Here is a 23,211-nt window from a genome sequence, read left to right as displayed (position 1 = left end):
GCCCGGCCACTGCGGGCGGGCAACCGATTCCCGGTTTATTCCTGATGTTTTGGTCAGTTTCCTGCGGAAAGCTGGCGGTCGGCCCACATCGTCGCGCGGGCAATATGACTGCGGTGAACCGGGTGATCGGCAGGAAGACGGGTCATCGCCCAGCCGACCGAAGCCAGCACGCGCGCCAATGTGAACAGTGGCGCCATATTGAAATCATCTTGCCGAAGGCTGCCGTAGCCTTCGATCAAGGCCGCCTGCAAAGCGGGGTGCTGCGGCTCATAAAGGTCTTGCGACAGAACGGTGCCAAGGTCGTAAAGCCGGAAGCCAATCCCGCTGTCGTCGAAGTCGATCAGCGAAAGCCGGTCGCCGGAAACGAGGATATTCTCGCGCAGCACATCGGCATGAACCGGGCCGGGCTGGCTGTGCCGGGCATGATCGGTCAGACGCTCGCGCAGCAGATCGCGGGCGCGGCGCAGCAGTGCCGCCTCTGTGGCCGACAGCGCGGGATGATCCCAGAAGCGGCCCCAAAGCGGGGTCTCGCCTGTCAGGCCGTCGATGTCCCAACGTGGGCGGGTGAAATCAGGCGGCAGCGTCAGCCGGTCGGTGGCGTCATGCACTTCGGCCAGAAGACGCCCAAGCGCATGATGGCGCGCTGTCTGTTCTGCGGCGGTGCCGGTCAGCGGCACCAGTGCTTCGCCGAAGGGAGCGCCTTCAACCCAGGAGATGACCGAAGCCAGGCGTCCGCCTTGTAACTGGTGAAGACTTGCACCGCTGGCAGAGGCGACGGGGGCAGGCACCGCGACGCCTGCCTTTGCCAGTTCAGCACACCACCACAGTTCCGAGCGGATGGCGGCCGGGTTCTGATAGCCGGTGCGATGCAGGCGCAGGGCGGCTTGCGCGCCATCGGGCAGGGCGATGGCGTATACCGCATTCTCGCGGTTGCGCAATTCATGCAGGATGCGCGCGCCCCACAGCGCCGCCGCCTCTTCCGCTTCGGTCATTCCTCGCCCTCCACCCGGCCGCGCAGGGCCTTCACTTCACCACGCTGGCTTTTGGCTGCCAGCCGCCGCCGCTGGCTGCCCAGTGTCGGCTTGGTGGCGATGCGCCGCTTGGGGGCGACCAACGCCTGACGGATCATTTCGACCAGGCGCGCCTCGGCCAGTTCGCGGTTGCGGGCCTGACTGCGGGTTTCCTCTGCCCGGATCACGATGGCGCCTTCCGTGGTCCAGCGTCGCCCGGCGATGCGCTTCAGCCGCGCCTTCACCGCAGGTGTCAGGTGGGGCGAGCGTTCTGCCTCGAACCGCAGTTCCACCGCAGTTTCCACCTTGTTCACATTCTGCCCGCCCGGCCCGGAGGACCGGGAAAAGCTTTCTGAAAGCTCCCAGTCGGCGATGGAGATTGTCTCGGTGATGCGCAGCATGGCGCGAGATTAGCGGCTTTGACCGTCTGGAAAAGAGGGAAATAGCGACCTGACGAAACGATATTCAGGGGGGTGCCCGACGCTGGTAATTCCGGCGTCGGAAACGAGAAAGGGCCGCCTTAAATCGGCGACCCTTTCCGAGTTCCAAGGAGATGGGCCAGTTAGGTTTCAAGCCCAATCATAGGATTGATTTTCAAGGGGTTGCCCTTAAATATCGCTCCTCCTGACTGTCCCGACACCTCTCTCCAATATCACTCTAGACACTGGATCACCTCCTTTCAAAAGATTGCCGATATAGGGAGCGTGACACAGATCTGGGCTTTGTCAAAAGGTTTTATACCGGACGTAGAGTCAACTTTCCGACAATGATGCGGAATGGCACAAGTGCAACAGCTGCCAGTGCCAGCTTGACCATCCAGTCGGCGACGGCGAGCGAAACCCACAGCGGGGCTTGCGGTCCGAAACCCAGGATCGGCAGCACTTCGCCAGCCCAGGACACATCGTTCGCGGGCTCGATGAAGGTGAGGTTGGCGGAGAAGGCGGTGGTGAAGAAGATCGCTGTATCAAGGCTGGAACTGAACAGCGTGGAGACGAGCGGCGCGCGCCACCAGCTTCCCGCGCGCAGGCGGTTGAAAATAGCGATGTCGGTCAGTTGTGCGGCAAGGAAAGCAGCGCCCGAGCCGATTGCGATACGCAGGGTAACCAGCGGCCCGAATTCTCCCATGATCTGCGAACCGATCAGCGAGCACAGGATTCCAGCGACAAAGCCCACCAGCACGACGCGGCGCGCAGCAGCGGCGCCATGCAGGCGATTGGTCAGGTCGGTCACCAGAAAGGCAACGGGGTAGGTCAGTGCGCCCCAGGTCAGCCAGGGGCCAAGCAGGTATTGCACAAGGATGTTGGAAGCCACGACAGTGGCCGCCATGGCGAGAACGCCGGGCAGGAGGGATTTCGACATGTGATATCCGTTTTTACAAGGTCGCGGAGACTTGGCCCTTCGGGCAGGCCGCTCCGTTACGCCCGGACGCTGCGCGAGTCAATCCGGCAGGCGGTATTCGACGATTTCGGTGGTCTGGAAGAAGCGGAAATTGTCGTCCGCAATCAGCGTCAGCCGGATGCCCTGCGCATCGCGCCAGACGGCAATGCCCTCCAGATTGTCATGTTGCCCGGCGCGGGTTTGCAGCACGGTTTCCCCGCTGTCGATCTGGTTGCCGGTCACGTTGAAGCGCCGGACGCGGGAGGCAAAGCCCATCAGACCGCGGAACTGGCGCTCCAGCAGGTAAAGCCGTCCATCCGGCCCGAAATCGGCACCGACCGGCAGGAAAGAACCCTCGCGCGGGATGGTAAAGGGCTGATCCCAGCCACCGTTGCGAAACCGCCAGACCGGAAATGGCCTGTCCTCGCGCCCCGATCTTTCTGGCATGGTGTAAAGCGTGCCATCCGGCCCGATGGCCAGCGCCTCCAGCGAGGAGTTGCGCTGCATCTTCGCAAAGGCGGGCGGCGTCGGCAGGTTTTCGGCCCCGGCGCCCATCCGGGCATAGCGCAAGACCCGCGCCACTCCTTCGAACGACACATAGGCGGTGCCATCCGGGGCGATGGCGAGGCCCTCGCTGTCATTGCGGCCAGCGGCCAGCGGTTCTTTGCCCTTGCCGCGCAACGGCTGCACCGGCGCGGCCTCGATCCCGGTGATCCGGCCGGACCCATCGCGGAGCAAACGGCCCGAAGTCCAGCCGCCGCGATCTGACAGGGCGGTAAAGCGCAGACCCTCGTCGCTGATCTCCAGCCCCGACATGCCGCCCATGCGCGGATCATCCGACCGCCAGACGAAGCGTCCGATATGGCCGGGCGCCTCGGTCGGGCTGGCGCTGCCTTCAAGGGCGAGCCCGCAGGCGAGGATCAGCGTGATGACAGAACGGCGGCGCATTGCTTGGGCAGATCGGCCATCGTGTATTCACGCGGCCCGCGCTTTTTCGGCGCATTCGGGTCTTTGGGCTTTTTCGGCTGCGGCTCCAGCGCGGCGGTCACCCACCAGGTTAGGCTGTCGTCGCAACCATCGCCACCATTGGACAGTTCGGCCACTGTGGGTTTCTGCGTCTCGCAGGCCGTGGCACCACGCGGGCATTTCAGCCGGACGTGAAAATGCGTGTCATGCCCCCAATAGGGGCGGATTTTCTGAAGCCAGTCCTTGTCCTTGCGACCGGCGGTGCGGCAAAGCTCGATCTTCACCGGCGGCGTCACGAAGATACGATCCACGCGCGGGTCAGAGGCGGCGGCCTTCAGCACCGCCGCATGCTGTGCCGTCCAGTTCGTGGTGATCTTGCGCTGATCGGCAGAGCGCACCGAAATCGAACTGATCTTTTCCCGATCCGCCCGGCTGAGGTTCAGCCGCTTGGGAGGCAGCATCCAGATATCGGCATCAAGCCCGATCTGGTGGCTGGCATGGCCGCTGATCATCGGGCCGCCGCGTGGCTGGCTGATGTCGCCGATGTATAGTCCGGCCCAGCCATTGATGCGGGATACCTGCGCCGACAGATCCTCAAGGAAGGCAATCATTTCCGGCTGGCCGAAGTTCCGGCCACGCGACAGACGCATGGCTTGCCAGGTCGGGCCGGTTTCGGGCAGCTCCACAAGTCCTGCCGCACAGCCCCGCGCGTAAGACCCGATGGGCATGGGCGCCTGTTGCGACGGCGCATCTTTCGCGCCGAACAGTTTGTTCGCCAGTTTCTCGGCGCTGACGGGTGCTGCGCCCAGGGAAAGGCTTGCGGCGGCCAGCAGGCTGGCCAGAAACATCTTGCGGATCATCAGACTGCCCGTTCACCATTCGGTTTCACCCAGATTAGCAGAATGAGGCCGATGAGAAACAGCCCGATCAGCGGGGCGACGCCAATGCGCTGCGATCCGCTGATGTCCGAGGCGACGGCGATGGCGAAGGGTGCGATGAAGGATGTGGCCTTGCCCGACAGGGCGAACAGGCCAAAGGCCTCGGTCGCGCGTTCGGGGGTAGTGTGAAACACCATCATGGTGCGCGAGGCGGCCTGAACCGTGCCTCCCGCCGCGCCGATCAGGATACCGCAGAGATACATGATGATATCCGGTGTGCCGGACGCTTCTGCGAAGGGAATGCCAAAGATCTGTTCGCGTGACATGCCGACGATGACGGCACAGACGACAATCAGCACCCAGACCGACATCACGATCACCGGCTTTGGCCCGCGCGCGGCATCCAGCTTGCCGCCGATCCAGGTGGCAAGGCTGGCAGAAATGGCGCCGATGATGCCGAAAATGCCGATTTGCGTGACGCTCCAACCCAGTACGCCCGAGGCATAGACCCCGCCGAAGCCGTAAAGCGCGTTCAGCGAGTCGCGGTAGAACATCGAAGACATGAGATAGGCGAACAGGCTCTGACGGCTGGGCAGGGTCTTCAGCAGCCGTCCCAGATCGGCCAGCGCGGCCTTCACCGGCTGACCTGTGCCAGTTCCGGGTGTTTCGCGCACCCACAGGAAGAAGGGCACCATGAAGACGATATACCACAGAGCGGTGAAGGGCCCGACCGCGCGGGTGCCCTCGCGGCTGGCTGCATCCAGCCCCAGCACCGGGTCCAGTCCGATCAGCGTCTTGCCGGTGACGCCGCTTTCGGCAAGGAACAGCAGCATGATCACCAGCGAAATGATCCCGCCCAGATAGCCGAAAGCGAAGCCCGAGCCGGAAATCTTTCCCATCTCCTCATGATCGGCGAGGCTGGGCATCAGGGAATTGGTGAAGATCGTGGCAAACTCCATGCCGATCAGGCCCAGCCCGAAGAACATCATCGCCATCGTCAGGTCGGGCATTTCGGGGGGCAGATACCAAAGGCCCCACGAGCCGATGACATAGAAGGCGGAAAATACCCAGATCCAGATCATCCGGCGACCGGAGCCATCGGCGATGGCACCCAGAACCGGGGCCAGCAGGGCGATCAGCACGCCGGAAATGGTTTGACCATAGCCCCAGAAAGCTTGTGCCTGTGCGCCCGCCGCCTCGGCCGAAAGGCCCTGGGTCAGGTAATAGCTTTTCGCCACTTCCGCAAAATAGGGGCCAAAGACGAAGGTCAGCAACAAGGTGTTGTAGGGCTGGCTGGCCCAGTCAAAGAAAAACCAGCCCCAGATGCGTTTCTTCGCGCTGACCATGGCTGTCCCCTTTGCCTGTTCGGGCCGATCAAGCCTGAAAGGCTATCGGCTGGCAACCCCTCCGATGCAGTCAGCCGTGCCGTTCCGGTGGCCAGGGGCGGGTGGCATCCGCCGCGATCCAGGCGGCGACCCATTGGGGCAGAGGCGGGCTTTCGACGGGCTGGCCCATCGCCTCCAGCACGCGCGCGGGCGGCACCATCCCGGCTTTGGAGGTGAAGGCTGATCGGGCAAGCATCTGGCCGGTGCAGTCATCGCCCCGCCACATGCTTTGTTCCAGATACATGAACCGCGCATCCCAGCCCACGCAGCGCGAATGCATCGTCACGCGCTGGAATGTCGTGACCCGCTTGCGATAGCGTGTGGTATTGCCTGCCACCGCCATGCCCCAGCCCTGTTCGCGCACCACCCGCACCAGCCCTGTGCGGATGGCCAGCGGCACCCGGCCCAGATCGAACAGCGTCAGCGTGCGGCCGTTGTTCAGTTCCATCCACGGGTCGATATCCCAAGGCCAGATGCGATGTGTGCTGACATGGGTGTCGAAGATCCCCAGGGTGGGGGCATTGCGGAACTTCACGATTTCCTTGGCGAGTCGGGCATAGGGATACATGGGCGCCTCCTGTCCCCGTGGCCTGCCGCGCGTCATCCACAGGGTCAAGCGGAACGCTGCGGAAAGGCTTGCTCCCCTAGGGTCATCGCGTTACCTAGACCACAACAGCTTGTGAGGGCACCATGGTTTCCATTCTGCAAATCCTGCTCCTGCTGCTTGACGTGGCGCAGTGGGTGATCATCGCCCATATCATCATGTCGTGGCTGATCAACTTTCAGGTGCTCAACACCCGGCAGCCGCTGGTCGCGCAGCTGTGGTATGGCCTGAACCGCCTGCTGGAGCCGGTTTACGGCACGGTGCGCCGCATCCTGCCCGCGATGTCGGGCATCGACTTCGCGCCGCTCATCGTGCTTCTGGGCATCTACGCGCTGCGCATCGTCATTATCAACAACGCCGCCTCTTTCTACTGATCCATGCAACACCCGCGCGAGCTTCTGGCGAGGGTCTTCGGCTACGGGGCCTTTCGCCCCGGTCAGGAAGAGATCGTCGAGGCGGTGCTGGCAGGCCGCGACACGCTGGCCATCATGCCCACCGGCGGCGGCAAGTCGCTGTGCTTCCAGCTTCCGGCGCTGTGCCGCGAGGGTGTCACGGTCGTCATCTCGCCGCTCATCGCCCTGATGCGCGATCAGGTGCGCAGCTTGCGCGAGGCGGGGGTGGAAGCCGGGGCGCTGACCTCCGGCAATACCGACGAGGAAACCGAAGAGGTGTTCCGCGCGCTGGATGAAGGACGGCTGAAGCTGCTGTATATGGCGCCGGAACGGCTCGCCTCCGGCAGCACCACTGCGCTCTTGCGCCGGGTCGGCACCAATCTCATCGCGGTGGACGAGGCGCATTGCGTCAGCCAGTGGGGCCATGACTTCCGCCCCGATTACCTGCGCATCGGCGAGCTGAAACGTGCGCTGAATGTGCCGCTGGCCGCCTTCACCGCCACAGCGGACGAGGAAACCCGCGCCGAGATTGTGACGCGGCTGTTCGGGGGGGAGGCGCCTGCTACCTTCTTGCGCGGGTTTGACCGGCCCAATATCCATCTGGCTTTCGCCGTGAAGGACAGCCCGCGTCGCCAGATCCTTGATTTCGCGGGGGCGCGGAAGGGGCAATCCGGCATCGTCTATTGCGCCACACGGTCCAAGACCGAGGTGCTGGCCCAGGCGCTGCGCGAGGCAGGACATGCGGCCTGTTATTATCACGGCGGCATGGATGCCGAGGACCGCCGAAGCGTCGAGGTGCGGTTTCAGCAGGAGGACGGGCTGATCGTCTGCGCCACCATCGCTTTTGGCATGGGGATCGACAAGCCTGACATCCGCTGGGTCGCGCATGCTGACCTGTCGAAGTCGATCGAGGCTTATTATCAGGAAATCGGTCGCGCCGGGCGTGACGGTGCCCCGGCCGAGACGCTGACGCTTTACGGCCCCGATGATATCCGCCTCCGCCGGTCGCAGATTGACGAAAGCCCCGCCCCCGCCGACCGGAAAGAGGCCGATCACGCCCGGCTGAACGCGCTTCTGGGTCTGGCCGAAGCGACAGGCTGCCGCCGTCAGGTGCTGCTGGGCTACTTCGGTGAGGCGTCAGAGCCTTGCGGCAGTTGCGACATCTGCGACCGCCCCGCGCAGGTTTTTGATGCAACGGAACCCGTGCGTAAGGCACTGTCAGCCGTGCTGCGCACCGGTGAATGGTTCGGTGCCGGGCATCTGATTGATATTCTGACCGGCAATGACACCCCCAAGGTACGCGAGAAGGGGCATGACCAGCTACCCACCTTCGGCGTCGGGCGCGACCTGACGAAAACCGGCTGGGGTGCGGTGTTCCGTCAGATGATGGGGCGCGACTTGCTGCGCCCAGATCCCGAACGCTTTGGCGCCCTGCGCATGACCGAGGCCGCGCGTCCGATCCTGCGCGGTGAGGCAAACATCACCCTGCGGCGCGACACGGTGCAGACCACCGCGCGGCCAGCGGTCAAATCACTGGTGGCGGAAGAGGATGCGCCGCTGCTGTCTGCGCTGAAAGCGAAACGCCGTGCTTTGGCCGAGGCTGCGCGCGTGCCCGCCTATGTCATCTTCCCTGACCGCACGCTGATCGAGATGGCAGAACGCCGCCCCGCGACGCTGGACGAGATGTCGCGCGTCAGCGGCGTAGGCGCGAAGAAGCTGGAAAGCTATGGCACGGCTTTCCTTTCAGTCATCAATGGTGCGGCCGATCCGGTGCATCCGGCTCGTGCCCGACTGGCCGGGCAGCCGGCCGGGGCACTGTTCGACCTGCTGGCCGAAGCGCAGTTGCGGCTGATGCGCGGCGAGGATGGCACTGGCAAACCGATGTCTCTGTCGCAAAGCGCCCTGCGCCGCATCGCCGAGGCACGGCCTTCTACCCTGTCGGACCTGGATCGCGCCGGAGATCTTGGCCCCGCGCGGCTGGAACGCTTTGGTGAAGCGTTTCTGACCCTGTGCCGTGACGCCTGAAAGATATTTCATGCTGACTGTGATTTCCCCCGCCAAACGTCTCGATCCCGCGCCGCCCGCTCTGCCCGCCGGTCTTGCTGCGACCGATCCGCAGTTTGCGGCTGAAGCAGCCGAGCTTGCCCGGATCGCGCGTGGTCTGACGCCCGCGGATCTGCGCAGGCTGATGGGGATTTCACCAGCGCTGGCCGAGTTGAATGCGGATCGCTTCGCCGCTTTCGGTGCCCAGGACCGCGCGCCTGCCGCTCTGATCTTTGCGGGCGATACCTATGCCGGGCTGGAGGCTGGCAAGCTTGATGCTGATGCCTGGCGCTGGGCCACGACGCATCTGCGTATCCTGTCGGGGCTTTACGGTCTTCTGCGCCCGACCGACCGGATTGAGCCCTACCGGCTGGAGATGGGTTCGCGGCTTGCCAATCCGCGCGGCGGCTCGCTTTACGACTGGTGGGGCGAGCGGCTGGCGCAGGCGCTGGACGCGACGGCGGAGGAGGCGGGCGCGCGATTTCTGGTGAACTGCGCCTCGGTTGAATATTTCTCGGCGGTCGATGCTGGCGCGTTGCGCCTGCCTGTGATCACCCCGGTCTTTCTGGAGGACCGAGCGGACGGGGCAAAGGTCATTAGTTTCTGGGCCAAGAAAGCCCGTGGGGCGATGGCGCGGTTCATCATGGAGAACCGCCTCTCCGACCCGGCGGACCTACGCGGCTTTACCGCAGGCGGCTATCGCCATGATGCATCCGCGTCCGAAGGGCCGCGTCTGGTCTTTCGCAGGACGGCCTGAGCCTCAGGCTGCCCCGCTTTCGGGCAAATCAGTCCGCGCGGGCAGCGTGTCCTCTGGCGCATACCGGGCCAGAACCTCGCAAATCGCGGTCCTGCGCAGTGGCTTTGTCAGATACCTGTCGATCCCGGCGGCAAGGATGCTTTGCTCGTCCCCTTCCATGGCATGGGCGGTCAGGGCGATGATCGGCACATGCCGCTGGTCCCCTTCCAGTCTGCGGATGGCGCGGGCGGCGTCTCGGCCGTCCATCTCGGGCATCGAGATATCCATGAACACCAGATCGGGCTTAAAGCTCTGGAACAGTTCCACAGCCTCGCGGCCATTGTCAGCGAAGATCAGTTCTATAGCCAGATCGCGCACCATCTTGCGGAAGACGAGCTGGTTTGTGCGGTTGTCCTCGGCCGCCAGAACCCGCATCAGGCGCCGTCCCGTCGGCGCGGGAGGCGGAGCCGCCGGCAAGGGCGCCAGTGCCTGAAGCCTGCGGTAAAGATCGGCGCGCAGGATGGGGGTTTGCAGGAAGCCCGAGATATGTCCGTCGCGATCCTGTTCCCGCGCCTGAACCGGATTGGCCGAAAGTAGCAAGACGGGCGTCGTCACCCCCGCTGCGCGGGCGTGTTCGACGAAGGCAAGCCCGCCCATCTCCGGCATGTCTTCGTCCACCAGAATGGCGTCGAAATCGCGGTCCTGTTCCAGCAGGGACAGGGCTTCGGCCGCAGAGCGGCACAGGGCGCTTTGCATACCGCAGGTCGCAAGCTGGCGCTCCAGGATGGTTCGGTTGATGAACTGGTCGTCCACAACAAGCGCACGTTTCAGCGAGACGCTGGCGGGATGATCCTCGCCCGATTCCGCGACCGGCAGTGACAGGCGGAAGCCGAAGCATGACCCACGACCGGGCTCGCTGTCGACCCAGACGGCGCCGCCCATATGCTCCACCAGACGGCGCGAGATTGCGAGGCCAAGCCCGGTTCCCTCAAACTTGCGGTTGGCGGCGGTTTCCACCTGATTGAACTCGCCGAAGATATGGTCAAGGTTCTCGGCGGCGATGCCGATGCCCGTATCCTCGACCGTGATGTGAAGTTGCTGCGCGCCGGGTACCGCCTCAAGGCCGACGACCCGGATGAGGACATGGCCCTTCTCGGTGAACTTCACCGCGTTGCCGGCAAGATTTGTCAGCACCTGCCGCAACCGGCCCGGATCGCCGACAAAGCGGGTTGGCAGGAACATATCGTAGTCGATCATCAGATCGATGCCCTTGGCCTGCGCGCGCGGCTGCAACAGCATGGCGACCTCGTGGATCACCCGCTCCAGATCGAAGGGTTCGGGATGCAGTGTCAGCCGCTCGGCCTCGATCTTCGAGTAATCCAGAATGTCGTTGATGATGACCAGCAATGCCTCACCGGAGGAGCGGATGGTATCGGCGAACAGACGCTGTTCATCGTTCAGCGGCGTGTCGCACAGCAGTTCGGCCATGCCGACGACGCCATTCATCGGCGTGCGGATTTCGTGGCTCATATTGGCAAGGAAGGCCGATTTGGCGCGCACCGCCGCCTCGGCGGTTTCGCGGGCATGTTCCAGCGCATCCTGCTGTTCGCGCGCGCGGGTGATATCGACCCGCAACCCGACGCGGCCGCCATCCGGGGTTTCCTTGTCGATGACACGCAGCCAGCGCCCGCCCGCGATGGCCTGTTCGAAATCAACACTGGCGGATTCGCGCAGGCTCAGCCGTTCTTCGATCCAGTCGTCTTCACGGCCTATGGCTTCGGGGTACTGGCCGTGCTCCAGGCCATAGCGCAGGATCGCCTCGAAACTGGCACCCGGAACCATGGCGGGGGCGCTTTCGCTGTACAGCGCGCGGTAATGCTGATTGCAGACCATCAGCCTGTCCTCCCTGTCAAACAGAACGAACCCGTCGGGAATTGCCTCTATCGCGGCCCAGATGCGCATTTGTTCGGTGATGTCGACGGCCAGACTGACCATATCGCCGTCGCGCGCCCGACGGTCGACCAGCCGCACCCAGAGCCCGCTGGAGAATTGCAGCACGATTGGCGGGATCGGATCATCCTCCCAGCGGGCAAGCATGTGATCACGCCAGCTTTCGACCGTATGCTCGCCGATGTCGACCAGCCCGGATTCCGCCACGGTATCCAGAATCTCCGCATATTCGGTGCCCGGCGGGATCGCCTCGGATTCGAAGACCGCCAGATAGGCCCGATTTGCGGCGACCAGCCGATTCGAGGAATCAAACACTGCAAAGCCATCGCGGATCGTATTGATCGAATCCCACAACCGTCTTTCGGCCATGACGGCAGCGGTGTGGGCGCGTTCAAGATCGGTCAGGAAGCGCAGATTCTGGCCCTTCAGGGCCTCAGCCTCCGACAGGGCGGATCTGACGACCTGCCGCTGTTCGACGATCTGGTCAGACAGGGCGCGGGCATGCAGGGCCAGCTTTTCATTGGCGGCGTGCAGTTCCCTGCTTTTCTGTTCCAGCAGCCGTTCGGCCGCCAGCCGCCCGCGCCGTTCTTTGGCCAGCCGTTCCGCCAGTTCCATCCGCTACCCATCATCCAGATCGTTCCGGGGATCGTGGCTCCGCCGGTTTCGGGCAGGTTGGCGCAACATCGTAAAGCAAGGCTTAACCGGGACCGGACCGCGAACAGGCGGAAGCGGCGATTGCACCGCGCCTCCGGGCGTGGCAGCATCAGGCCCAAGTGTTTTCCGGGGGATTTTCCGATGCGCCTGTTTCGCTCTGCCTTTGTTGCAGCCGTGTTTGCCGTGGGATTGCCGGGGCTGTCGTCTGCGCAGGAACTGGTTCCGGCCAAGCGATTCGCGCTGACGCAGGATGCCGACCTTCCGGGCGGGGATCTGTCATCGCAGTTCGATACGACTCTGGACGCCTGTGAACGCGCCTGCATGGCGGAATCCCGCTGTACCAATTTTACCTTCAACACGCGGAACGGATCGTGTTTCGTGAAGGCGGCGCCGGGCGAGCCTGGCTTTTATCAGGGGGCGATTTCCGGGCGCCTGATTCTGGCCGATGCCGCGCTGCTGCGTGATGCTCCTGCCCGTCGCGCCGATCTGACGTTCCTGAACGACGGCGATCTTGCCGCCGCGCTGGATCAGGCGCAGGGGCTTGGCAAGCTTCACACTGCGGGGGAGTGGACGGCGGCGGAACACATGGCTGCGGCGCGTCAGAACGAGGCCGAAGGCAAGCCGATGCGGGCCGCGAACTATGTCGGTGCGGCGCTGAACGTCGAGGATGGTTCTGACCTCTGGGTGGAATATGCGCGGCTTCTGCTGGCGGCGGCGGGCCAGAACCAGAATGACGCCGGATCGTTGCGCCAAAGGGCGCTTTCAGCGGCGGTCAATGCCTATCTGAGGGCCGGGCAACCCGCGATCCGCCACAATGCGCTGGTGCAGATGGCGCTGGCGATGGAAACGCAGGGGCGTGGTGGCGATATGGTCAAGGCGCTGCGGCTGGCGCAATCCATCCAGCCGCGGGACGATACGGCAGCGCTGCTGGACAATGCGGCGGGCAAATACGGCTTCCGTATCCTGGAAACGGATATCCAAAGTGACACGGCGCGCCCGCGTGTCTGCGTGAATGTGTCGGAAGATCTGGTGGAGTCGGGGCTGGATTACACCCCCTTCGTGCAACTGCCGGAAACCGGGCTGACGGTGCAGCCGGGTGGCTGGCGGCAGCTGTGCGTCGAGGGCGTCAGCCATGGCAAACGCTATCAGTTCACCTTCCGCGAGGGCCTGCCCTCGGCCGATGGGCAGGAACTGGCGAAATCAGTGCAGATCAGCGCCTATGTCCGCGACCGCGCGGCGCAGGTGCGCTTCCCCGGCCGGGCTTATGTGTTGCCGAAAACCGATCAGGCGGCGCTGCCGGTGGTGACGGTGAATACCGACAAGCTGGATCTTGCGTTGTATCGCGTATCCGACCGCAACATCCTGCGGGCGGCGCAGAATGGCTATATCGACTGGCCGATTGCCGAATATCAGGAACAGGGTTTCGCCGGTGAAGTGGGCGAGGAGCTGTGGAAGGGTAGCGCCACCGTGGTGCGCGAGGTGAACAAGGATGTCACCACGCGCCTGCCGCTGGCCGAGGCGCTGCATGACCTGCCCGCCGGTATCTATGCGCTGAAGGCGGCGGTGCCGGGGGTGGACCCCTATGCCATCCCGGCGGCCTGGCAATGGTTCGTGGTCTCCGATCTTGGCATGACTTCGCTTTCGGGGACTGACGGGCTGCATGTCATCATTCGCAGCCTCGCCAGTGCCGAGGCACGGGCAGGTGTGACGGTCGAACTGCTGAGCCGGACCAACAATGTTCTGGGCACTGCGGTGACTGACGCGCAAGGTTATGCCCGGTTTGACGCCGGGCTGGCGCGCGGCACCGGCGGGGCGGCGCCCTCGATGCTGGTGGCGAAAGATGGCGACAAGGATCTGGCCTTCCTGTCGCTGACCGACCCGGAGTTCGACCTGTCCGACCGTGGTGTGGAAGGGCGAGAGGCAGCGGGGCCGGTGGATGTGTTCCTGACCACGGATCGCGGCGCCTATCGTGCGGGCGAAACCGTCTATGCAACCGCGCTGACCCGCGATCCGCGTGCGCAGGCGGTTGAAGGACTGCCGCTGACCGCGATTTATCGTCGGCCTGACGGCGTGGAATACGCCCGTGCGCAGGCGACGGATGGGGGTAAGGGCGGCCATGTCTTTGCACAACCCATCGCGGGCAGCGCGCCGCGTGGCGTGTGGAAGATGCAGGTCTATGCCGATCTTGAGGCGAAGCCGCTGGCGACGCAGACCTTCCTCGTCGAGGATTTCCTGCCGGAACGCATCGACTATGCGCTGACCCTGCCGGATACCCCGCTCGCCCCCGGCGATGTGGCCGAAATCGGTGTCGAGGCGAAATACCTGTTTGGCGCGCCCGGTGCCGATCTGGCGATCGAGGGCGAGGTGCTGCTGCGCGCGGCCAAAGGTCTGCCTGCCTGGCCCGGCTATGTCTTTGGCCGCCATGATCAGCCGTTCGACGCGCGGATGGAGGCGATCGCCTCCGGCACCCGCACCGATGCGGCCGGCAAGGCGACCGTTGCCGCCGCGCTGCCCGAAGCAGATGATCCGGGCCGCCCGCTGGAGGCGCGCTTTACCCTGCGCATCGCCGAAGGCTCGGGCCGTCCGGTGGAGCGGCGAGTGGAAACCCCGCTGGTGCCGGTATCGCCGATGATCGGGGTGAAGCCGCTGTTCGATGGCACCGTGCCGGAAAACGCTGAGGCGCGTTTCGCGCTGATCGGCGTCGGCACCGATCTGGCCGCCACGCCGATGAAAGCGGCCTGGGAGCTGACGCGGGTCGAGACCAATTACCAATGGTATAGCTACTCGGGCAACTGGAACTGGGAGCCGGTGACGACACGGACCCGCATTGCCAGTGGCGAGGTCGATCTGGGAGCGGCGCCGGTCGAGGTTTCGGCCCCGGTACAATGGGGCGAATATGAGCTTTCGGTCAGCCGCATCGACGGTACACCTGCCGAAACCTCGACCAGCTTCTATGCGGGCTGGTATGCCCCCGCCGATGCCACGGCCACGCCCGACACGCTGGAATTGTCACTGGATAAACCCGCCTATCGGCCCGGCGAGACGGCAAAACTGCGCATGGTGCCGCGCGCGGCGGGCAAGGCGCTGGTCATGGTGATGTCTGACCGTCTGATCGCCATGCAGGCGGTGAATGTGACCGAAGGCGAGAACCTGATTGATCTGCCCGTGACCGATGAATGGGGGGCGGGGGTTTATGTCACGGCCTCGGTTCTGCGGCCGATGGATGTGGCGGCTGGCCGCAATCCGGCGCGGGCGCTGGGTCTGGCCCATGCCAGCATCGACCCCGGCGCCGCGAAGCTTGACGTTGCCGTGCAGGCCCCGGCCGAGGCTGCGCCGCGCGGTCCGCTGGACATCGCGGTGAAGGTGGCGGGTTTGGCCGAGGGCGATACCGCCTATGTCACCGTTGCGGCGGTGGATGTGGGTATCCTCAACCTCACCGGCTTCACCGCGCCTGATCCGGCGGGTTATTACTTTGGCCAGCAGAAGCTGGGCATCGGCATCCGCGACGTCTATGGCCGTCTGATCGACGGGCTGAACGGAGCCGAAGGCCAGGTGCGTTCCGGCGGTGATGCGGGCGCGCAGGCAAGGCTGCAAGCCCCACCCCCCACTGAAGAACTGGTGGCCTATTTCACCGGCCCGGTCGAGGTGGGGGCCGATGGTCTGGCGCGCGTCAGCTTCAATCTGCCTTCGTTCAACGGCACCGTGAAGGTGATGGCTGTCGCCTGGAGCGGTAAGGGCGTCGGCCAGTCCAGCGCCGATGTGCTGGTGCGTGACCCGGTGGTGGTGACCGCCTCGCTGCCGCGCTTCATGGCCCCCGGCGACGAAAGCCGCCTGCTGCTGGAAATCGTGCATGCCACCGGCCCGGCCGGGCGGATGAAACTGGCCGTCGCGGGAGAGGGTGTTACCCTTGGCAACGTGCCTGCCGAAATCGACCTTGGCGAGAAGCAGAAGACCAGCCTCCGTATTCCGGTGACTGCGGGCGCGGCGGGGATCGACAAGATCACCGTCACGCTGACCACGCCGGAAGGTAGGGACCTGGTGAAAACCCTGACCCTGCCCGTGCAATCGGGCGAACCCGAGATCGCGCGCGTCAGCCGCTTTGATCTGGACAAGGGGCAGGCGTTTACCTTCGATTCCGCTGCCTTCGACGGGATGATGCCCGGCACCGCCAAGGCCACGCTGGCCGTCGGTCCCATCGCGCGACTGAATGCGCCGGGGCTTCTGGAGGCGCTGGATCGTTACCCCTATGGCTGCACCGAACAGATGACCTCGCGCGCGTTGCCGCTTGTCTACTTTGATCAGGTGGCGCAGGCGATGCAGCTGAAAGGGGCCGGGAATATCAACCTCCGTATCGACCAGGCGATTACCGAAATCCTGCAGAACCAGAATGCAGAAGGTGCCTTTGGCCTGTGGTCGGCGCCGGAATATTCGGGCGGCGACCTGTGGCTGGATGCCTATGTGACCGATTTCCTCAGCCGGGCCCGTGCGCAAGGGCATGAGGTGCCGGCGCTGGCCTTCCGCAATGCGCTGGATAATCTGCGCAATCAGGTGAACTACCAGTCCGACTTCGACGAGGGCGGCGAGGCGCTGGCCTATGCGCTGCTGGTTCTGGCGCGCGAAGGGGCGGCGGCGATTGGCGATCTGCGCTATTACGCCGATGTGAAGGGCGATGCCTTCGCCACGCCGCTGGCACAGGCGCAACTTGGCGCGGCGCTCGCCTCTTACGGCGATCCGGCGCGGGCCGATGCGATGTTCCGCAAGGCGATGGCGCGGCTGGATGCAGCGAAGCCCGACACGGCGCAGATCCTGCGGGCGGATTACGGCACCACCCGGCGCGACGCGGCGGCGGTGCTCACGCTGGCGGTGGAATCCGGCTCGCAGGCGGTGAACCGCGACGAGTTGGTCAGTCGCATCGCCACCACCGGCGCGCTTTCGACGCAGGAAAGTGTGTGGACGCTGCTGGCCTCCAACGCGCTGATTGACGGGGCAGGGGCGGATGTCACGATGAACGGGGCGCCCGTCGACGGGCCGCTGGTGCGCGTGTTGTCCGATGGCGATGCGCCGGTGAAGGTACAGAACAACGGCGCGAAGACCTTCCTGACGGTCACCACCTACGGCGTGCCTGCCGAACCGCTGTCGGCGGCTGGCAACGGCTATTCCATCAGCCGCAGCTATTACACGCTGGATGGTCAGGCGGCGACGCTGGACGGGCTGAAGGTCGGCGACCGTCTGGTCACCGTGCTGGAGGTGACCCCCTTCGGGCGCGGTGAGGCGCGGCTGATGGTGAACGATCCGCTGCCCGCCGGTTTCGAGATCGACAACCCTAACCTGATCGGTGGCGGCAATGTCGATGCACTGGACTGGCTGGGCCTGGAAACCGAGGCCGCGCATAGCGAGTTCCGGCAGGATCGTTTCCTGACGGCGGTGGACCGTTACGATAACGGCAGCTTCCGGCTGGCCTATATCGTGCGCGCGGTCTCGCCCGGCAGCTTCACCCATCCCGCCGCCTCGGTCGAGGACATGTATCGCCCGAGCTTCCGCGCCCAAAGCGGCACCGGCCGGGTGACGATTGCCGAGTGATGCGCGCGCGCTGGCCCATTGCCCTGGTCGCTGCCCTGTGGGTGGCGGCCTTTGGCCTTGACCGGGCGCGGGACTGGGTGGCGGCGACCGATCTGCCGCCGCTGACCCTGCCAAGCTCGGTCGAGGTGGTGGACCGCAACGACATCCTGCTGCGTGCCTATACCGTGGCAGATGGCCGCTGGCGCATGACTGTGACGCCGGATGAGGTGGACCCGAGTTACCTCGCCATGCTGGTGGCCTATGAGGACAAGCGGTTCTGGCAGCATGATGGCGTCGACTGGCGTTCAATGGCGCGGGCGGTTGCGCAGGCGGTCCGGTCGGGGCGCGTGGTTTCGGGTGGGTCGACCCTGACCATGCAGGTTGCGCGGTTGCTGGAAGACAGTGGCACCGGCAAGGTGTCGGGCAAGCTGCGGCAGATGCGGGTGGCGCTGGCGCTGGAACAGCGGCTGACCAAGTCGCAGATCCTGCAACTCTACCTCAACCTCGCGCCGTTTGGCGGCAATCTTGAAGGGCTGCGCGCGGCCTCGCTGACCTACTTCGGCAAAGAACCGCGCCGCCTGACGCCAGCGGAAGCCGCGCTGCTGGTCGCCATTCCTCAGGCTCCGGAAAGCCGTCGTCCCGACCGCCACCCCGGTCGCGCGGCAGAGGCACGGGGCCGCGTGCTGGAGCGCGCTTTGCGCGATGGTGTGATCAGCGCCGAGCAGGCGCGCCAGACGCAGGGCGAAAGGGTGCCCGATGGGCGCCAGCCGGTACCGATGCTCGCCCCGCATCTGGCCGACCGGGTGGTGGCCGAAAACCCCGGCGTGCCGCGCCTGAAGCTGACCATCGAGGCGGGATTGCAGAAGTCGCTGGAGGCGCTGGCGCGCGAGGCGGTGCAGGCGCGTGGCGAGCAGTTGCAGATCGCCATTCTGGCTGCCGATCACCGCTCGGGGGAGATTCTCGCCTCGGTCGGATCGGCGGGGTTTCTGGCTGACCGGCGGCAGGGCTTCGTGGATATGACGCAGGCGCTCCGCTCGCCCGGCAGCACGCTGAAACCCCTTGTCTATGGCCTCGCCTTCGACGAGGGGCTGGCTCATCCCGAAACCATGATCGACGACAAGCCGGTCAACTTCGGCACCTATGCGCCGCGGAACTTCGACAAGATCTTCCGCGGCACTGTGCGGGTGCGCGAGGCGTTGCAGATGTCGCTGAACATCCCCGTCGTCCTGCTGACCGATGCGCTGGGTCCGGCCAAGGTCATTGCCGGGATGCGCCGTGCGGGCATGGCGCCGGTGCTGAAGGGGGACGAGCCGGGGCTGGCGATCAGCCTTGGCGGAGTGGGGGTGACGCTGCACGATATGGTGCAGCTTTACGCCGCCATCGCGCGCGGCGGCGTGGCGCTTCCCCTGCGGGTCATGGGGGATGGTGCGCCGGGGCAAAGGGTGATGTCGGCGGTCGCGGCGTGGCAGGTGGCCGATGTGCTGGCCGGTTTGCCGCCGCCGCCTGGCGCGCCCTCGAACCGGCTGGCCTACAAGACCGGCACCTCCTACGGCCACCGCGATGCCTGGGCCATCGGCTTTGACGGACGCTATGTGGTGGGCGTCTGGATGGGTCGGGCGGATGGCACGCCAGTGCCGGGGGCCTTCGGCGCCGATACCGCCGCGCCGGTGCTGTTTCAGGCGATCGGTCGGATCAGCCGCAGCCTAACGCCGCTGCCACCGGCCCCCCCGGCGACGCTGCTGGTGTCAAATGCCGAACTGCCGCAACCCCTTCGCCGTTTCCGGTCCCGCACCGCCGCGTTCGAACTGACCGCCGACGCGCCGGTCGTCACCTTCCCGCCGGAAGGCGCGGAGGTCGAGCGGCTGGACGGGCAATTGCTGGTGAAGCTGCGCGGCGGGCGCTTGCCGCTGACGGTGATGGTGGATGGTGTGCCACTGCGGACAGACCTGCGCAGCCGCGAGGCGCTGCTGGCGATGCCCGGCGCGGGCTTTGTCACGCTGAGCGTGATTGACGCCGAAGGGCGATCCTCCCGCGTCCGGGTGCTGCTGAAATAGCGGTCAGATCCGCTCCAGCGCCAGCGCGATACCCTGACCGCCGCCGATGCACATGGTGACGATGGCGCGCTTGCCGCCGATCCTCTCCAGCTCGTACATCGCTTTCACGGTAATCAGCGCGCCGGTTGCGCCGACCGGATGCCCCAGTGCGATGGCGCCGCCATTCGGGTTCACCTTCGCCGGATCAAGCCCCAGTTCCTTCGTCACCGCCAGGGCCTGGGCTGCGAAAGCTTCGTTCGATTCGATCACGTCGAAATCAGCCAGCGTCAGGCCCGTACGCTCCATCAGTTGCCGCACGGCGGGGATGGGGCCAAGGCCCATCACCTCGGGCCGCACACCGGCGACAGAATAGCCAAGGATGCGGGCGCGGGGCGACAGCCCGGCCTTTTCCGCCGCATCGGCCCGCGCCAGCACCAGCGCCGCCGCCCCGTCATTGATGCCGGAGGCATTGCCGGCGGTGACGCTGCCGCCCTTCTGGAATACCGCTTTCAGCCCGGCCAGCGCCTCGGCCGTGGTGGCCTTGGGATGTTCGTCGGTGTCAAAGATCACGATGCCCTTGCGGCCCTGAATCTCGATGGGCGCAATCTGGTCACTGAACCGGCCTTCCGCGATGGCGCGGGCGGCGCGGGCCTGGCTTTCCAGAGCGAAGGCATCCTGATCCTCGCGCGAGATGCCGCATTCCGCCGCCACATTCTCGGCGGTCACGCCCATATGCCCGGTGCCGAAGGGGCAGGTCAGCGCGCCGGTCATCATATCCAGTGCGCGGGCGTCGCCCATCTTCTGCCCCCAGCGGGCGGCAGGCAGCGCATAGGGCGCGCGGCTCATGCATTCCGCGCCACCCGCCAGCGCGAAATCGGCATCCCCCAGCATCAGCATCTGCGCCGCAGAAACCACCGCCTGCGCGCCGGAGCCGCACAGCCGGTTCACGTTCATCGCGGGCGCGGTTTCGGGCACCCCGGCCTGCACCGCCGCAACCCGCGACAGATACATGTCACGCGGTTCGGTATTGATCACATGGCCGAAGACCGTCGTGCCGATCTGGCCCGGCGCCACCCCCGCCCGCGTCAGCGCGGCTTTCGCGACATGGGTGGCAAGGTCGATGGGGGCAAAGCCTGAGAGACTGCCGCCAAAAGCGCCGATTGCAGTCCGGGCACCAGAGAGGATAACGATGTCGGTCATGAGGAAGCCTTTCACTCGGGTCGGTGCGAGACTGGCGGCAGAGCGCGATGGGCGCGAGTCTGACGTTGCGTCATCAGCGGGCGAAAGGCAAAGGCGGCAACGCCGCAGGAGACGGATATGGAAATGACAGCGCGGGACCGGCACGTCCTGCTGGCGGCGGGAATGGCGGTCTTTGTGCTGATGGGCGCGGTGCAGGCGGTCTATGGTCCGGCCCTGCCGGTGATCGCACGGGAAACCGGGCGCGGGCTGGCCTCGGTTTCGGTGCTGTTCACTGCGCATTGGATCGGCGCTGCCGTGGGGGTGGCGGCGATGTTCGCGCTGGGCGCGCGGATGACGCCGCGTGTTGTGGTGATCGTGCTGGCAGCGGGCTCTGCCCTGCTTGGCGCCGGGATGGGATGGGGCGTGATGCTGGCGGGGGCGGTGCTGGCCGGGATGGGGCAGGGCTGCGCCGCCGTGCTGTTCAACCCGCGCCTGCTGGCCGCCTACGGGCCGCGCGGCCCGGCAATGCTGACGCTGATCAATGCGGTTTTCGGGGCAGGGGCCATCTTTGCGCCACTGGCCTTTGTCGCGCTCGCCGGGACCTTCCGGCCGCTGTTTCTGGTGCTGGCTGCCGGTTTCGTCGTGACGCTTGTGCTTGCCCGCGACATCGGGCGTCCGCTGGCCGATACGGCCCATGGTCGCCTGCGGGCCGACTGGATCATACTGGGCTTCGGTGCCTTCGGGGTGGGGTTCGAGGCCACCCTGATCGGCCTTGGCCCCGCCGCTCTGGTGCGCAGCGGCATGTCCGAGGTGGGCGCTGCGGAAATGCTCAGCCTGTTCTTCGTGGCGTTTCTGGCGGCGCGTATCCTTCTGGTCTTTGTCGCACACCTCGTGGCGCCCTTCACGCTGTTTACACTGTCTGTCGCAGGGCTGGCGCTGTCTCTGGGCGGGGCCATGGTCATCTCGCCGGGTTGGATGTTCGTGGCTTCTGGCGCCTTTGCCGCGACGATCTTCCCCGGTTACTTCGTCGCAGCGGTGCAGCGCATGGGCCATGATCCCCGTGTTTCGCCGCTGATCGTCGCTGGTGGTCTGGTTGGGGGCATCGGGATGCCCTTCGCACTTGCCCATATGGTCGAGTCAATGGGGCCGCGCGGCCTGTTCCTTCTGCTGGCAATGTTGTCCGCCATGGTGGTGCTGGCGGCGCTGGCCTTCGGCCTGCGCGGTTGGCCCGTGGCTGGGGGCAGGGGGCCAGAACCGGCCCCCTGAGCCGGGTCAGAGAAACCGCCGCGGCGCCAGCGTCGTGTCGCGCAGGGCGTGCCCGCCCGAGAGCAGGCGCCACAGATGCACCATGGTCACCATGTCATCGCCCCTGGGTTGGGCGTTGCGCGAATGATCTCTCAGTTTCAGAACGCGCATTCCGTCGATCATTTCCACCGTCATTTCCGACACTCCCTTGCTGGACCTGCCCCCGCAGTCCAGCCTGTGCCGGGTCGATTAACGCCAGCTTACCGCCGGGTGACGGGATTGTGGCGTTTTGTTCGGGTTGCGCGCGGCTCAGGGTTGCAATGGCACGCGTCCGGAGGGTGTCAGGTGAAATACCTCGCGCCCCTCGAAGGCGACGGCGGTCAGCGGCCCGCCATAGGCGGCACCGCTGTCGAGGTTCAGCCGGTTGCCGTAATGCGTCGGTGCATCCAGCGCGGTATGGCCATGCACGATCAGCGCGCCATGGTCGCGGTCGTCCGAGAGGAAGGGTTCGCGAATCCAGACCAGATCGGTTTCCGTCTGATCCTCGAACGCGACACCGGGGCGGATGCCGGCATGGACGAAGACCAGATCGCCTGCCCGGTGCATCGTGGGGCGGGAGGCCAGCCAGTCCCGGTGTGCCTGCGGCACAGCCGCCAGCGCATCGGCATGGACCGGCGCGACCGGCCGGTCGCCGGGGGCATGGATGCCATAAGAGGCGAGCGTGGTTGCCCCGCCAAGGCGCGGGTGCAGCCAGGTGTAGTCGGGCCGGAGCCCCGGGTCCTGTGCCGCAGGGTCATCCAGGAACAGGCTGAACATGCGGTCATGATTGCCCTTCAGCACCACCCAGTCTTCGCCGCGTGCCTGCCCCTGCATCAGATGCTCAATGACGCCGCGGCTGTCGGGGCCGCGATCCACCAGATCACCCAGATGGATGACCGGCGCAGGGCCGCCATGGCGGGCCATATCCTCTGCGATGAAGGTATGTGCGGCAAGCAGCAGGTTCAGATGACCGTGGATGTCACCGATGGCATAGGCGCGCATGGGGTATCCCTTCGCGGAATGGAAAGCGCCGGGGGCTTCACGCCCCCGGACCCCCGTGGAGTATTTGGACAAGGGGCAAAGGGCAAGGGTGCCACAGGCGCTGAGGCCGGGTTGCGGCGCGGGTGAGCGGATTTCACGGGCGGAACGGCTGTCGCGCCG

At 65.6% G+C, this 23,211-nt stretch carries 17 protein-coding genes; 6 read left to right on the top strand and 11 right to left on the bottom strand.

Going from position 1 to position 23,211, the window contains the following annotated elements; translation table 11 throughout:
* Nucleotides 1–53: 53 nt before the first annotated feature.
* The 7 genes from C8N34_RS09345 to C8N34_RS09315 form a co-directional block, all read right to left on the bottom strand.
* A complete protein-coding gene (locus C8N34_RS09345) occupies nt 54–992 on the bottom strand; it encodes a phosphotransferase enzyme family protein (RefSeq protein ID WP_108128679.1) in 939 nt (312 codons plus the stop codon).
* Nucleotides 989–1,411 (bottom strand): alternative ribosome rescue aminoacyl-tRNA hydrolase ArfB, encoded by a 423-nt coding sequence (gene arfB, locus C8N34_RS09340; RefSeq protein WP_108128678.1) that lies wholly within the window; start codon nt 1,409–1,411, stop codon nt 989–991. Before arfB ends, C8N34_RS09345 begins: the two co-directional genes overlap by 4 nt.
* A 334-nt stretch (nt 1,412–1,745) precedes the next feature.
* A complete protein-coding gene (locus C8N34_RS09335; RefSeq protein WP_108128676.1) occupies nt 1,746–2,369 on the bottom strand; it encodes a queuosine precursor transporter in 624 nt (207 codons plus the stop codon).
* Nucleotides 2,370–2,447: 78 nt separating this feature from the next.
* On the bottom strand, nt 2,448–3,335 hold the full coding sequence (locus C8N34_RS09330) for an esterase-like activity of phytase family protein (RefSeq protein WP_108128674.1): 888 nt from the start codon (nt 3,333–3,335) through the stop codon (nt 2,448–2,450).
* Nucleotides 3,308–4,213, bottom strand: coding sequence for a penicillin-insensitive murein endopeptidase (gene mepA / locus C8N34_RS09325; RefSeq protein ID WP_108128672.1), 906 nt, complete (start codon nt 4,211–4,213; stop codon nt 3,308–3,310). Before mepA ends, C8N34_RS09330 begins: the two co-directional genes overlap by 28 nt.
* On the bottom strand, nt 4,213–5,577 hold the full coding sequence (locus tag C8N34_RS09320) for an MFS transporter (protein WP_108128670.1): 1,365 nt from the start codon (nt 5,575–5,577) through the stop codon (nt 4,213–4,215). Before C8N34_RS09320 ends, mepA begins: the two co-directional genes overlap by 1 nt.
* 70 nt (nt 5,578–5,647) lie before the next feature.
* Nucleotides 5,648–6,184: an acyl-CoA thioesterase gene (locus tag C8N34_RS09315; RefSeq protein ID WP_108128668.1), complete on the bottom strand. Its 537-nt coding sequence runs from the start codon at nt 6,182–6,184 to the stop codon at nt 5,648–5,650.
* Nucleotides 6,185–6,306: 122 nt separating this feature from the next.
* On the opposite strand from C8N34_RS09315, the gene C8N34_RS09310 reads away from it, so the two are divergent.
* The 3 genes from C8N34_RS09310 to yaaA are packed head-to-tail and all read left to right on the top strand — an operon-like array spanning nt 6,307 to nt 9,412.
* On the top strand, nt 6,307–6,594 hold the full coding sequence (locus C8N34_RS09310) for a YggT family protein (RefSeq protein WP_054302831.1): 288 nt from the start codon (nt 6,307–6,309) through the stop codon (nt 6,592–6,594).
* 3 nt (nt 6,595–6,597) lie between these two features.
* Nucleotides 6,598–8,637, top strand: coding sequence for a DNA helicase RecQ (gene recQ, locus C8N34_RS09305; RefSeq protein WP_108128666.1), 2,040 nt, complete (start codon nt 6,598–6,600; stop codon nt 8,635–8,637).
* A gap of 10 nt (nt 8,638–8,647) precedes the next feature.
* Nucleotides 8,648–9,412: a peroxide stress protein YaaA gene (yaaA, locus tag C8N34_RS09300; RefSeq protein ID WP_108128664.1), complete on the top strand. Its 765-nt coding sequence runs from the start codon at nt 8,648–8,650 to the stop codon at nt 9,410–9,412.
* A gap of 3 nt (nt 9,413–9,415) precedes the next feature.
* Here yaaA and C8N34_RS09295 read toward each other — a convergent pair whose 3' ends face one another.
* Nucleotides 9,416–11,956, bottom strand: coding sequence for a hybrid sensor histidine kinase/response regulator (locus C8N34_RS09295; protein WP_108128662.1), 2,541 nt, complete (start codon nt 11,954–11,956; stop codon nt 9,416–9,418).
* A gap of 180 nt (nt 11,957–12,136) precedes the next feature.
* Between C8N34_RS09295 and C8N34_RS09290 the strand changes: the two genes are divergently transcribed.
* A complete protein-coding gene (locus tag C8N34_RS09290; protein ID WP_108128660.1) occupies nt 12,137–17,575 on the top strand; it encodes an alpha-2-macroglobulin family protein in 5,439 nt (1,812 codons plus the stop codon).
* Nucleotides 17,572–19,608 carry a penicillin-binding protein 1C gene (gene pbpC, locus C8N34_RS09285; RefSeq protein ID WP_170120549.1) on the top strand — a complete coding sequence of 679 codons (2,037 nt, stop codon included), beginning with the start codon at nt 17,572–17,574 and terminating at the stop codon, nt 19,606–19,608. The genes C8N34_RS09290 and pbpC overlap by 4 nt, the downstream gene beginning before the upstream one ends.
* Before the next feature lie 3 nt (nt 19,609–19,611).
* Here the strand turns inward: pbpC and C8N34_RS09280 are convergent, their stop codons facing one another.
* Complete coding sequence (locus C8N34_RS09280; protein ID WP_108128658.1) at nt 19,612–20,787, bottom strand: acetyl-CoA C-acyltransferase family protein; 1,176 nt, start codon at nt 20,785–20,787, stop codon at nt 19,612–19,614.
* A 117-nt stretch (nt 20,788–20,904) separates the two neighbouring features.
* Between C8N34_RS09280 and C8N34_RS09275 the strand changes: the two genes are divergently transcribed.
* The gene (locus C8N34_RS09275) at nt 20,905–22,032 is read left to right on the top strand and encodes an MFS transporter (RefSeq protein ID WP_108128657.1); all 1,128 of its coding nucleotides are present in this window, start codon (nt 20,905–20,907) and stop codon (nt 22,030–22,032) included.
* A gap of 6 nt (nt 22,033–22,038) precedes the next feature.
* Here the strand turns inward: C8N34_RS09275 and C8N34_RS26330 are convergent, their stop codons facing one another.
* Together C8N34_RS26330 and C8N34_RS09270 are read right to left on the bottom strand one after the other, a co-directional pair.
* Nucleotides 22,039–22,206, bottom strand: coding sequence for a hypothetical protein (locus tag C8N34_RS26330; protein ID WP_158640712.1), 168 nt, complete (start codon nt 22,204–22,206; stop codon nt 22,039–22,041).
* A 114-nt stretch (nt 22,207–22,320) separates the two neighbouring features.
* Nucleotides 22,321–23,052 carry a metallophosphoesterase gene (locus C8N34_RS09270; protein ID WP_108128656.1) on the bottom strand — a complete coding sequence of 244 codons (732 nt, stop codon included), beginning with the start codon at nt 23,050–23,052 and terminating at the stop codon, nt 22,321–22,323.
* Between the last annotated feature and the right edge of the window lie 159 nt (nt 23,053–23,211).

It is taken from the genome of Gemmobacter caeni (genome assembly GCF_003054195.1).
GTDB classification, from domain to species: Bacteria; Pseudomonadota; Alphaproteobacteria; order Rhodobacterales; family Rhodobacteraceae; genus Gemmobacter; species Gemmobacter caeni.
The sequence above is the reverse complement of the archived record's forward strand: the minus strand, read 5'-3'. Positions and strand labels throughout refer to the sequence as shown.